Origin of the sequence: Bacillus paralicheniformis, assembly GCF_001042485.2 — a bacterium.
In the GTDB taxonomy this organism is placed as follows: Bacteria; Bacillota; Bacilli; order Bacillales; family Bacillaceae; genus Bacillus; species Bacillus paralicheniformis.
The window spans coordinates 75,890-88,481 of the sequence record NZ_LBMN02000023.1; the positions used below are offsets into that span (position 1 = coordinate 75,890).

Annotated in this window: 12 protein-coding genes and 1 pseudogene; 11 read left to right on the forward strand and 2 right to left on the reverse strand. The window is 47.4% G+C overall.

Annotated features, from left to right (window positions below; genetic code table 11):
- The first annotated feature begins 31 nt into the window (after positions 1-31).
- The 4 genes from purM to purD are packed head-to-tail and all read left to right on the forward strand — an operon-like array spanning position 32 to position 4,473.
- On the forward strand, positions 32-1,072 hold the full coding sequence (purM, locus tag ACH97_RS15645; protein ID WP_048350360.1) for a phosphoribosylformylglycinamidine cyclo-ligase: 1,041 nt from the start codon (positions 32-34) through the stop codon (positions 1,070-1,072).
- Entirely contained in the window at positions 1,069-1,656 is a 588-nt protein-coding gene (purN, locus tag ACH97_RS15650; protein WP_048350359.1) for a phosphoribosylglycinamide formyltransferase, read from the forward strand. The genes purM and purN overlap by 4 nt, the downstream gene beginning before the upstream one ends.
- A complete protein-coding gene (purH, locus tag ACH97_RS15655) occupies positions 1,653-3,191 on the forward strand; it encodes a bifunctional phosphoribosylaminoimidazolecarboxamide formyltransferase/IMP cyclohydrolase (RefSeq protein WP_048350358.1) in 1,539 nt (512 codons plus the stop codon). Before purN ends, purH begins: the two co-directional genes overlap by 4 nt.
- A 13-nt stretch (positions 3,192-3,204) precedes the next feature.
- Positions 3,205-4,473, forward strand: a complete 1,269-nt coding sequence (gene purD / locus ACH97_RS15660) for a phosphoribosylamine--glycine ligase (RefSeq protein ID WP_050820906.1) — start codon at positions 3,205-3,207, stop codon at positions 4,471-4,473.
- Positions 4,474-4,520: 47 nt separating this feature from the next.
- Here purD and ACH97_RS15665 read toward each other — a convergent pair whose 3' ends face one another.
- The gene (locus ACH97_RS15665) at positions 4,521-5,099 is read right to left on the reverse strand and encodes a TetR/AcrR family transcriptional regulator (RefSeq protein ID WP_050820905.1); all 579 of its coding nucleotides are present in this window, start codon (positions 5,097-5,099) and stop codon (positions 4,521-4,523) included.
- A 135-nt stretch (positions 5,100-5,234) separates the two neighbouring features.
- Between ACH97_RS15665 and ACH97_RS15670 the strand changes: the two genes are divergently transcribed.
- From ACH97_RS15670 to ACH97_RS23505, 3 genes and pseudogenes are all read left to right on the forward strand, one after another.
- A complete protein-coding gene (locus tag ACH97_RS15670; RefSeq protein ID WP_048350357.1) occupies positions 5,235-6,458 on the forward strand; it encodes a cytochrome P450 in 1,224 nt (407 codons plus the stop codon).
- Positions 6,459-7,243: 785 nt separating this feature from the next.
- Positions 7,244-7,690, forward strand: a complete 447-nt coding sequence (locus ACH97_RS15675; protein WP_050820904.1) for a DUF6376 family protein — start codon at positions 7,244-7,246, stop codon at positions 7,688-7,690.
- Positions 7,691-7,807: 117 nt separating this feature from the next.
- Positions 7,808-8,071 (forward strand): annotated as a pseudogene (locus ACH97_RS23505) (transposase); the annotation flags it as partial.
- Positions 8,072-8,272: 201 nt separating this feature from the next.
- Here ACH97_RS23505 and ACH97_RS15685 read toward each other — a convergent pair.
- On the reverse strand, positions 8,273-8,503 hold the full coding sequence (locus ACH97_RS15685) for a YgaP family membrane protein (RefSeq protein WP_020450448.1): 231 nt from the start codon (positions 8,501-8,503) through the stop codon (positions 8,273-8,275).
- A 125-nt stretch (positions 8,504-8,628) separates the two neighbouring features.
- Here ACH97_RS15685 and ACH97_RS15690 point away from each other — a divergent pair, with 125 nt between their 5' ends.
- The 4 genes from ACH97_RS15690 to pcrB all read left to right on the forward strand — a co-directional run bounded on the left by ACH97_RS15690 (position 8,629) and on the right by pcrB (position 12,534).
- Positions 8,629-10,368, forward strand: coding sequence for an adenine deaminase C-terminal domain-containing protein (locus ACH97_RS15690; protein ID WP_020450449.1), 1,740 nt, complete (start codon positions 8,629-8,631; stop codon positions 10,366-10,368).
- 28 nt (positions 10,369-10,396) lie between these two features.
- A complete protein-coding gene (locus tag ACH97_RS15695; RefSeq protein WP_025810323.1) occupies positions 10,397-11,383 on the forward strand; it encodes a DUF3048 domain-containing protein in 987 nt (328 codons plus the stop codon).
- Positions 11,384-11,385: 2 nt separating this feature from the next.
- Positions 11,386-11,697: a YerC/YecD family TrpR-related protein gene (locus ACH97_RS15700; RefSeq protein ID WP_003179568.1), complete on the forward strand. Its 312-nt coding sequence runs from the start codon at positions 11,386-11,388 to the stop codon at positions 11,695-11,697.
- Positions 11,698-11,847: 150 nt separating this feature from the next.
- A complete protein-coding gene (gene pcrB, locus ACH97_RS15705) occupies positions 11,848-12,534 on the forward strand; it encodes a heptaprenylglyceryl phosphate synthase (protein ID WP_020450451.1) in 687 nt (228 codons plus the stop codon).
- The last annotated feature ends 58 nt before the right edge of the window (positions 12,535-12,592 follow it).

Genomic DNA, 12,592 nt, shown 5'->3' on the forward strand with positions numbered 1-12,592 from the left:
TGGACAAGCGCGGAATAAGGAGTGGATTGTGTTGTCTGAAAGCTATAAAAACGCCGGGGTTGATATTGAAGCCGGATATGAAGCCGTAAAACGAATGAAAAAACATGTGGAAAGAACGAAGCGAATCGGCGCAATGGGCGGTCTTGGCGGATTTGGCGGCATGTTTGACCTGTCAGAACTGCCGTACAAACAGCCGGTTCTGATTTCGGGAACGGACGGTGTCGGCACAAAGCTGAAGCTCGCTTTTGCGATGGACAAGCATGACACGATCGGCATCGATGCCGTCGCTATGTGTGTCAACGATGTGCTCGCTCAAGGAGCAGAGCCGCTGTTCTTTCTCGATTACCTTGCGGTCGGAAAAGCCGATCCCGTCAAAATTGAAGAGATTGTAAAAGGCGTCGCAGAAGGCTGTGTACAGTCAGGATCAGCGCTTGTCGGCGGAGAAACGGCGGAAATGCCGGGTCTTTATACAGAGGATGAATACGATATTGCCGGGTTTTCAGTCGGAGCTGCTGAAAAAGATGGCATCGTCACGGGCGAAAACATCAGCGAAGGGCACCTTTTAATCGGACTTTCTTCAAGCGGACTTCACAGCAACGGCTTCTCTCTCGTTCGGAAAGTTCTTCTTGAAGATGCCGGTCTGAACCTTGATGAGACGTATACACCTTTTGAACGGCCTCTTGGCGAAGAGCTTTTAGAGCCGACGAAAATTTATGTCAAGCCTGTCCTTGAAGCAGTGAAATCAGGCAAAATTGCCGGCATGGCGCACGTGACCGGCGGCGGCTTTATCGAAAACCTGCCGCGCATGATGCCTGATGGCCTCGGTGTTGAAATCGACATCGGCTCCTGGCCCGTCCCTCCTGTCTTTTCGTTCATTCAGGAGAAAGGCGGCCTGAAGTCCGAGGAAATGTTCAATGTTTTCAATATGGGAATCGGGTTTGTCCTTACGGTGAAAGAAGAGGATATGACAGACGTGATTCAAACGCTCGAAAACAACGGTGAAAAAGCTTATCTCATCGGCAGAGTGAAAGCCGGAAGCGGCGTTGAGTTTGGCGGTGCCGGTCTTTCATGAGAAAACTCGCGGTATTTGCATCAGGAAGCGGAACGAATTTTGAAGCGATCGCAAGAAGAATGAGAGAAGAGAACTGGGATGCCGAAATCGTCCTTGTCGTCTGTGACAAGCCCGATGCGAAAGTGCTTGAAAGAGCGGAAAAAGCCGGAATCCCGTCGTTCGCATTCCAGCCGAAATCGTTCGAAAATAAAGCGGCTTTTGAACAGGTGATCGTTGAACAGCTCCGCCTCCACGGAGCGGAATGGATTGTCCTGGCGGGGTATATGAGACTGATCGGCGATACGCTTCTTTCGGCTTACCGAAATAAAATCATCAACATCCATCCGTCGCTCCTGCCGGCGTTCCCCGGCATCGACGCGATCGGACAAGCGTACAGAGCAGGCGTGAAAGTCGCGGGCATCACAGTTCACTATGTAGACGAAGGCATGGACACCGGTCCGATTATCGCCCAGCGCGCCGTTGAGCTTGAAAAAAGCGAAACACTCGCGTCTCTTGAAGAAAAGATCCACAAATTGGAGCATGAGCTTTATCCCGAAGTAATCAAAGATCTTCTTGAACTAAATGGCAGAGGTGAAAAGGAATGACGATCAAACGCGCATTAATCAGCGTATCTGATAAAACGAACATTGTCCCTTTTGTAAAAGAATTAACAGAACTTGGTGTTGAAGTGATTTCAACGGGCGGCACAAGCAAACTTCTTCAGGAAAACGGCGTTGACGTTATCGGCATTTCTGAAGTGACAGGCTTTCCCGAAATCATGGACGGCCGTCTGAAAACCCTTCATCCGAATATTCACGGCGGGCTTCTTGCCGTCCGCGGCAACGAAAAACACATGGCGCAGCTCAATGAACAGGGAATCCAGCCGATCGACCTTGTCGTTGTTAATTTATATCCGTTTAAAGAAACGGTTTCTAAAGAAGACGTCACATTCGAAGAAGCGATTGAGAATATCGACATCGGCGGTCCAGGCATGCTTCGCGCAGCAGCGAAAAACCACCAGGACGTGGCGGTCATCGTCGATCCCCGCGACTACAGCCCTGTATTGAACGACTTGAAAGAAAACGGCAGCGTCTCTCTTGAGAAAAAACGCGAGCTGGCAGCGAAGGTGTTCCGCCACACGGCAGCATATGACGCGTTGATCGCTGACTATTTAACAAACGTAACCGGCGAAAAAGAGCCTGAACAGTTCACCGTCACTTTTGAGAAAAAGCAATCGCTCCGCTACGGCGAAAATCCGCATCAGGAAGCAGTCTTTTATCAAAGTGCGCTCCCTGTCAAAGGGTCAATCGCTTCTGCTGAACAGCTGCATGGAAAAGAGCTCTCCTACAACAACATCAAAGACGCGGATGCAGCACTACAAATCGTCCGCGAGTTCACCGAGCCGGCTGCGGTTGCTGTCAAGCATATGAACCCTTGCGGCGTCGGGACGGGCAACACGATCGAAGAGGCGTTTAACAAAGCATACGCCGCTGACGAAACGTCGATTTTCGGCGGCATCATCGCCTTGAACCGCGAAGTGGATAAAGCGACGGCTGAAATGCTTCACAACATCTTTTTGGAAATCATTATCGCGCCGGCATTCAGCCAAGAAGCGCTTGATATTTTAACATCCAAGAAAAACCTTCGTCTCTTGACCCTCGATGTTAATCAGCCTGTGAAAAACGAAAAGCAGCTGACATCTGTTCAAGGCGGGCTATTGATTCAGGATCTGGATATGCACGGCTTTGACGACGCCGACATCACAATTCCGACGAAAAGGGAGCCGACCGAACAAGAATGGGCTGACTTGAAGCTCGCTTGGAAAGTTGTGAAGCATGTCAAATCGAATGCGATTGTTCTGGCAAAAGACGATATGACGATCGGCGTCGGCGCCGGGCAAATGAACCGCGTCGGCTCCGCGAAAATCGCAATTGAGCAAGCGGGCGGGAAAGCGAAAGGAAGCGCGCTCGGGTCGGATGCGTTCTTCCCGATGCCTGATACGGTCGAAGAAGCGGCTAAAGCCGGTGTGACGGCGATCATTCAGCCGGGCGGATCGGTTCGTGATGAAGATTCGATTCAAAAAGCGGATGAATACGGGATCGCGATGGTGTTCACCGGAATCCGCCATTTCAAACATTAAGGGAGTGACCAGCGTGAACGTATTGATTATCGGCAGAGGCGGCAGGGAGCACACGCTCGCCTGGAAAGCGGCGCAAAGCCCCCTTGTCGGCACTGTATATGCGGCGCCCGGCAATGACGGAATGGCCGGAACCGCCGTACTCGTTGATCTAGATGAAGGCAATCACGAAGGGCTTCTCGCTTTCGCAAAGGAAAACAATATCGGACTGACGATTGTCGGTCCCGAGGTCCCTTTAATCGAAGGGCTTGTTGATGCATTTGAAGAAGCGGGTCTTCCGGTGTTCGGTCCGTCGAAAAAAGCAGCGGTGATTGAAGGAAGCAAGCAGTTTGCCAAAGATCTGATGAAAAAATATCAAATACCGACAGCAGAATACGAAACGTTTACATCTTTTGAAAAAGCAAAGGCGTATGTTGAGGAAAAAGGCGCGCCGATCGTCATCAAAGCTGACGGGCTTGCCGCTGGAAAAGGCGTCACAGTCGCGATGACAGCCGAAGATGCGGTTCAGTGTCTGCATGACTTTTTAGAAGATGAAAAGTTCGGCGATGCAAGCGCCTCTGTCGTTATCGAGGAATTTTTGAGCGGTGAAGAATTTTCGCTGATGGCTTTTGTCAAAGGTGAAAAAGTGTATCCGATGGTGATCGCGCAAGATCACAAGCGGGCATTTGACGGAGACAAAGGCCCGAATACAGGGGGAATGGGCGCATATTCCCCGGTGCCGCAGATTTCGGATGCGGTCGTTGAAGACGCCGTTAAAACGATTTTGGAGCCGGCGGCCGAAGCGATGGTTGAAGAAGGCCGTTCGTTTACGGGAGTCTTGTATGCTGGCTTAATGCTAACCGAAAAAGGAACAAAAGTGATCGAATTCAACGCGAGATTCGGAGATCCGGAAACCCAGGTCGTACTGCCGCGTCTTGAATCAGACCTTGTACAAGTCTTGCTTGACCTCCTCGCCGACAAAGAAGTGGAGCTGAAGTGGAAGGATACGGCGGCAGTCACCGTTGTTCTAGCATCTGACGGCTATCCGGAAAGCTATGAAAAAGGCACGCCGATCAGCACGCTTGAGCCTGATATGGAACAGACCGTCGTCTTTCACGCAGGCACGAAAAAAAGCGGCGGTCAGTTTGTGACAAACGGCGGCCGCGTCGCCAATGTCACGGCGTTTGCCGAGACGTTTGAAGCGGCCAGGGAAGCAGCCTATCAAGCGGTGGAACGAGTAAGAAAACCGGGGCTGTTTTACCGGACGGATATCGGCGCGCGTGCGCTCAAGGCAGCGCAGAAATAACCGGTGAAGAGACAGAGCGGGAGCACCCGTTTTGTCTCTTTTTTTCGTCAATTTTTTTGGATCATTTTGATCAACGATTCAGCCATCAATTCGGGCGGATAAGGCATGCCATTTTCAAGCCACCATGCGGCTGTGCCCGCAAAGGCGGAAATCACAAATCGCCGCTGGATATCAAGAGGCACTGAGCGGTTAGTATCGGCAGCTGCCGTTTTTTTGATCCCCGTCAAAAAGCTGTCATTCCAAAAATCATTAAGCAGCTCCTTAATGTTCAGCTCATATCTTCTGTTGATGATAATCGCAAAATCATCGCAGTTCTGTTGTAAATGCTGATAAAAGCGCAGCACATACCAGTACGCTTCAGGCTTTTCCCCGCTGCAATCTATATCAAGCGGCGAAAAAATATCCTCTTTCATCGCTTCAAACATGTCTCTCATATTTTGATGAAGCAAATCGTATTTATCTTGATAATGCTGATAAAATGTCGTTCGATTCAAGTTTGCCCGTTGCGTAATATCCTGTACAGAGATTTTTCCCCATTCTTTTTCAGCCAGCAGTTCAAACAAGGCTTTTTTTAAACTTGTTTTCGATTTTGTAATCCGCTTGTCCCCGCGGTAGCTGTCAGCCACTTCAGCCGCCTCCTCAAACTTTTTCGACACTTCTTTTCCATTTGTTGGTTGAATGATCCGGTGGATTCTTTTAATTTTAAACTAACATATTGAACTTCATGAATCAGCTGACAAGAACCGAAGGAGTGAAAGCGAATGAGTCAAACAAAACAGCAGAACCCTATTCAGAAAGCGCTGCTTAACGGAAAGAACAGACAAGACCCGTATGATCCGTTTCCATGGTATGAAAAAATGCGCACCGAATCACCGATTCACTATGATGAAGACAGCAAGGTGTGGAGTGTGTTCCGTTATGACGATGTCAAAAGAGTGATCAGCGACAAAGACTTTTTTTCAAATCAGTTCCATCAGCTTGGAACCGGCAATACGTTTGCGAAAACGTTGATCAGCATGGATCCGCCGAAACACACGAGAATCAGATCGATCGTCAACAAGGCTTTTACTCCGCGTGTCATGAAAGAGTGGGAGCCGCGCATTCGCGAACTGACGAATGAACTGCTCGTTCAAATCCGCGGCAGGGAAGAGATCGACCTTGTACAGGATTTTTCATATCCGTTGCCCGTCATCGTTATTTCGGAATTGCTCGGCGTTCCTTCAATGTATAAGCACCATTTCAAAGAATGGTCCGACGTGTTGGTCAGCCTGCCGAAGAGCGACCGGCAAGAAGATGTGAACGAGTGGAAAAATATCAGGGATCAAGGCGAAGAAGAGCTGACCGCGTTTTTTGAAAAGATGATCGAAGAGAAAAGACAAAACCTCGGCAATGACTTGATTTCGCTCTTGATCAAAGCCGAACAAGAAGGGGACAAGCTTTCTCCTGATGAATTGGTTCCGTTTTGCAACCTGCTCTTGATGGCGGGGAATGAAACGACGACCAATTTGATTTCAAATGCGGTCTACAGCATTCTCGAAACACCGGGTGCGTATGACGAGCTCGCCAGGCATCCTGAACTGATTCCGCAGGCCGTCGAGGAAGCCGTCCGTTTCCGGGCGCCTGCGCCGATGATCGTGCGCTTCGTTAAACAGGATACCGAGATCAGAGGAGTAAGTTTGAAAAAAGGAGAAGGCGTCGTCGCTTTTCTTGCTTCTGCCAACCGTGATGAAGCGAAATTTGAAAGGGCGCACGAATTTGATATTCACCGTCATCCGAACCCGCATATCGGATTTGGCCACGGCATCCATTTCTGCTTAGGCGCTCCGCTCGCGAGGCTGGAAGCAACGATTGCCCTTGAGGGGCTTCTGAAGCAGTATTCCTCGATGGAAAAGCTTGCGATCGCGCCGATGGCGGACAGCAGCATGTACGGCTTGAAACAATTCCGTCTGCGGGTGAAGTCAGCGGGGAAAACGGCGCCATACTAATTTTAAAAGCGCCTGAAGTGGTGCTTTTTTGTTGTTGGTGGAAAAATCGCCTAACCTTTAGTACCATTTTATTAAGACAGTGATAGGGAAGGAGAAAGCATATGAGTCATGTAACCTGCAAAAGGTGTAAAAAACAAATATCAAAAGACGAGACATTTTATTACATAGACAAGCCCGTCGGATTATCAGGAATCACCCATGTCAAAAGGTTTCTGGAGAGCAACGGCTTGATTTTATGTGAAGATTGTATAAGAGAGCATTTGCAAAAATGACCTCATTCAATATCAAAAAAGCCCCTATAAAAGATGACGAAATCCTAAAACTTTAAACCGTTTTAGGATTTCGTCAACAATCTGCCACTTTCATTCCCAAGAAGGTGTTTTTTTACGGACAGGGCATTTCTTTCATAAGCCGGCCAGCAGGAATTTGACTGGATAAGCCTTGTGCCTTAAAATGAAAGTAATAAAAATGAATACTCCAAAGGGGAGTAGCTGTCACAGTAAAGTCGTCATTACGGGATGTCCTAGATCCTCGGCTTTGCTGGCAATCTAATTGTTAGCGAGACCTTTGCCAAATCTGATTTGGTGAAGGTCTTTTTGTTTATCCACTTCACCAAATCGGTGGAGTTTTTTCATTTTTATCAAAAGGGAAAGGAGACTGACCGTGTCTAAGCTCGGGAAATGGCTGAAGCGTGAATTGGTGAAGAAAGGTCTGCCTTTGGCGAAAGAAAAATTAATTCCGATTTTGAAAGAAAAAATGAAAAAGAAACGATAAGGAGGCAAACAATGAAAAGAATTCTTATAGTTCTTGCCGGAATGGGCCTTTTAGGTGCAGGCGGATGCGGAATGCTTGATCAGGTGAATGACGGATTGAACTATACAAATGAAGCGGCCGGATATATCCAAGAAGTGAAGACATTTGCGGAGGAGGCGCCTTCCTTGGCTGAACAGGCTGTAAACGACACGGGTGCAAAAGAAAAGCTGGAAACTCAGCTTGAGTCTATCCAGCAGGCTGCAGCCGATTTTAATGAATTAACCCCTCCCCATGCCGCAGCCGAGATTCATAACACCATCGAGAAGCATAATGAAACACTGCAAAAAAGCGCTGAGGATGTTTTGAAAAGTGTTGAGGAAGGAAAATTAACAGTCGAGAAGCTGGAGCAGTCAGAATTGGTGCAAAGCGCTCAGCAGATCAGCGATGTGATGGGCCAGATTGAAAAATTGACCGAATAGAAAAAAGCATCCCGGTTTAGGATGTTTCAGCTTGTCGACAAAGTCATAAAAAGTGGCTTCATCGACAAGCTTTTTTTAAAAAAATGTGAGTGGAATCTAGATTTTGGAGGTTTTACTATGTTGTCCAAGCACTCAAAAGATCAGCGTGAACAGCTTGAAGTCGTTGCCTTAAGTGAACTTGTCCTTGAAGATGATCTGGTCAGGAAGATGGAAGAAGCCATGGATTTTTCATTTATTTATGAAAAAGTTGCCCCTCTTTATTCTTCAAAAGGACGTCCAAGCATTGATCCCGTTGTATTGATCAAAATGGTTCTGATTCAATACGTGTTTGGGCATCGCTCCATGCGCGAAACCATCGAACGGGTTTTTTGCGGCATGGCCTGCGCTGGACAACCCTGTGGGGAAAGAAAAAATTGTCCATGCAGGCGATGCTTGTTTTCGCTGACATGAATGGACATGGAAAGGCCCTAACCGCCGTCCTTTTCATCGAAAAAACAAAATAAACTGGACAAAAAATAGGTAGGACCTTAGAAATCCGACCTATTTTGTCAACGGTCTGAAATCACCTATAAAAGGTGCTTTTTACGATTGTTCGCCAGCTTCTCCCTGCTGCTTCATATAAGTTTGGCAGACATATGTCATGGGACAAAATCGCAAGATGCCGGAAGCGGCCTTCATCGCCCCCATAAACATGCAGAAAAGCGTCATTCTGCACCACGGTTTTCTCGTAAACTTTGCCGCTGCCGCCGACAGGATCGTCAGTCCGCAGGCAATGCGAAAAACGGCGTCAAACAGTCCGATGTTTTGCTTCATGCTTCATTCCTCCTATTTAAATAATTAAATAAAGTGTTTTTTCGAAAAATTGTAACGGATTGGTAATGCGTGACGATAGTAAATGTGTTAACATAGGATCATTACATGTAAAGGAGAGTATGTGAATGTCCGAACGCACCTTAATTTGGAAAAACAAACACATCAGATCGCAAGTTGATGTTGTAAGTTCAAGGCTGCAGCCAACGCTCCTTTTACGAAATGCCTCTGTACTGAACCCGTATGTAAAGCAATGGATTCTGGCAAACGTATGGATTCATCATGACAGAATCGTTTACGTCGGCCGTGACTTGCCGAAGACGGCTGTTAAAACTACAATAGATTGTGAAGGAAAATACATTGTACCCGGGTATATTGAGCCGCATGTCCATCCTTTTCAAATTTATAATCCCCAAACTTTGGCTGAATATGTGTCACAGTTTGGAACGACGACATTCGTAAATGACAACTTGTTTCTGCTTTTGCATTGCGGAAAAAAGAAAGCGTTTTCTATATTGGAAGAACTGAAAAAACAGCCTGTCCACTACTATTGGTGGTCAAGGTATGACTTGCAGACTGAAGTGTTGAATGAAGATCAAATTTTATCGATCGATTACCGAAAACGTTGGGGAGAACACCCGGACGTCATCCAGGGAGGAGAAATGACAGGCTGGCCGCGCCTCTTGGACGGCGATGATCTGCTCCTTCATTGCATGCAGTGCACGAAAAGAAGGAGAAAGCGGATCGAGGGCCATTTTCCGGGGGCATCGGAAAAAACGCTCACGAAGATGAAGCTTTTCGGCGCTGATGCAGATCATGAAGCCATGACTGGAAAGGAAGTGCTGAAGCGGCTTGAACTTGGATACCACGTCGGCTTGAGGCAGTCTTCCATCCGTCCTGATTTGCGAAAGATTTTGCGCGAGCTGCACGAAGACGGCTTTCACCATTATGACCATATGTTTTATACAACGGACGGTGCAACGCCGAACTTTTATAAAGAAGGCATGACAAACAAGCTGATTGAAATTGCCATCGAAGAGGGCGTGCCGCTGATCGATGCCTATAATATGGCTTCGTTTAATATCGCTAAGTATTATCATATGGAGGATATCCTCGGTGTGGTGGCACCGGGCAGATACGCAACGCTCAACATTTTGAATAGCCCTGATGAACCGAATCCGGAGACAGTTTTGGCAAAAGGGCGGCTGATCAAATCAGGCGGCGTAAATATGAATGCGTTTTCAGTTCCGGATTGGCAAAAAGGGGGTCTTGTCCCTCTGAACCTTTCATATGATCTAACGATGGATGACTTGCAGTTTTCCATGCCGCTCGGCTTAAAAATGAGGAATTCCGTGATTATGGAGCCTTATACGATTGAGATTGACAACTCTGTCAACCAGCTTTCTTTTGACCATGATGAAAGCTATCTCTCGCTGTTCGACAAATACGGAAAATGGCGTGTCAATACGATGCTGAAGGGCTTTGCAACCCGCGTCCAAGGGTTCGTCAGCTCCTATTCGACAACGGGAGATATTATCGCGGTCGGCAAAAACAAGGAAGACATGCTTTTGGCCTTCAAGCGGATGAAAGAAATCGGGGGAGGTATCGTATTAGCGGAAAACGGAAAAATCCTGCACGAAATTCCTCTTCATTTAAGCGGCGGCGCATCAAATGAGATGTATGAAAAGGTGCTTGAAAGGGAAAAGACGTTAAAAGAGCTTTTGTTTGAAAGAGGCTATACGTTTGACGACCCGATCTACACCCTGCTCTTTTTGCAAAGCACTCATCTGCCTTATATCAGGGTGACGCCGAAAGGGATCTTTGATGTGATGAAAAAAACTGTACTCTTTCCATCGATAATGCGTTAAAATATAAAAGAGCGGGAGCTAATCTATGGTGAATCGATATGTAAGAGTACTGCTTTGTTTTGCTTCTCTTTTACTGCTTGCATCGTGCCAGTCGCAGGAACAGCAGGAAAAGGAAAAGAACATTCATCCGCTGACAGGATTGAAGGCGGACGGAGATATTCGGCAGCGGCCCATTGCCGTTGTGGTGAACAATCATTCAAAAGCACGGCCGCAGTCGGGATTAAGCAAGGCTGACATTGTCATTGAAGCTCTCAGTGAAGGACCGATCACACGATTGTTGGCGATCTATCAAAGCGACATGCCTGAAGCGGTTGGCCCAGTCCGCAGCGCCCGGGAGTATTTCATTGATTTGGCTCTCGGTTTTGACAGCCTCTTGGTGCATCACGGCTGGAGTCCGGGTGCAAAAAGCCGCCTGTTGAACGGCGACGCCGATCATATCAATGGGATGGATTACGACGGCAGCCTGTTTTGGAGGGCCGATTTTCGGGAAGCGCCGCATAATTCGTACACGTCATATAAAAATGTAAAGCAAGCAGCAGATGACAAAGGATATGCCATCGAAACCCGCACAGAACCGCTCACTTTTAAAGCAAGCCCTGACAAACCTTCGGATGCGCTTTATTCTATACGGTTAGATTACGGAACAAAATCCGTTACAAACCGTGTCGAATATGGTTATGATAAAAAGGTTGAAGGCTATGTGAGAAAGTCAGACGGTATTTTGACAACAGACCTTGAAACAGAAGAACCGGTTGTTCTTCAAAACATTCTAATAGCGGAAGCCGAACATCATATGAAAGATGCGTACGGGAGAAGGGATATTGACCTTCGTTCAGGCGGAAAAGGACTCCTTTTGCAAAACGGGGAAGTCCATCGGATCAGCTGGAAGAACGAAAACGGCCGGATCATACCGAAGACGGACGGCAAGACCGTTCCGTTTGTGCCGGGAAAAACGTGGATCAATGTCGTTCCCGATCTCAGCAAGGTTTCTATTAGCAAAGGAGAAGGTGTGTAAAGATGCAGATCGATAAATTGCGCGGGAGAGAGCTGGACCAGCTTTTTCAATCCATACTATCACTAAAAGATCTCGAAGAATGCTATCGTTTTTTCGATGATTTATGCACAATAAATGAAATTCAGTCATTGGCTCAGCGGCTCGAAGTAGCCAGAATGCTGCGCGACGGTAACACGTATCACAAAATTGAGACGGAAACCGGAGCGAGCACCGCGACCATTTCCAGGGTGAAACGCTGCCTGAACTACGGAAATGACGCTTATATCATGGCGCTGGACCGCGTCAAAGCAAATCAATCTGAATCATCTTCATGATGTCATGAAACCGCCTGGCTCAGGGCACTGAGCACCGGCGGTTTTTTTGTGCTTTCTGCACGTTTATCGTTTATTCGTTATCCGTTTTTCGAAAGGGGCTGAATTTGTTATAATATTTAAATGGTAAGAACGAATGGAGGAGCTTTTTTCATGTACGATATTACCGAGTGGAAGCATGTCTTTAAACTCGATCCGAATAAAGATATTACGGATGATCAGCTTGAACAGCTGTGCGAATCTGGAACAGACGCGGTTTTGATCGGCGGAAGCGATCATGTCACAGAAGATGATGTCCTTCGGCTGATGTCAAAAGTGCGCCGCTTTTTAGTGCCGTGCGTCCTGGAAGTGTCGACGATTGACGCGATCGTCCCGGGATTTGATCTCTATTTTATTCCGACTGTGCTCAACAGCAGAGATACCGACTGGATTGCCGGCTTACATAAAAAGGCGATGAAAGAATACGGCGAGCTGATGTCACCTGATGAGATTGTTGTTGAAGGGTACTGTATTTTGAATCAGGACTGCAAGGCTGCCGCTTTGACAAACGCAGATACCGAGCTTGACATTGAGGATATTAAAGCATACGCCCGCGTGGCAGAACATCTTTTCCGCCTCCCGGTCTTTTATCTTGAATACAGCGGCATGCTGGGGGATTCGGAGACCGTTAAGGAAACAAAAGCGGTGCTTCAGGAAACGACGCTGTTTTACGGCGGCGGCATCAAAGATGCGGAGACGGCGGTAAAAATGGCTGAGCACGCCGATGTGATCGTCGTCGGAAACGCGATTTATGAGAATTTCGAAGATGCGCTGCAAACGGTAAAGGCCGTAAAAGGATGAGCACAACGAACCGGATTGGTTTATAATAGAACATATGTTTGAATAGGCGGTGAACGGA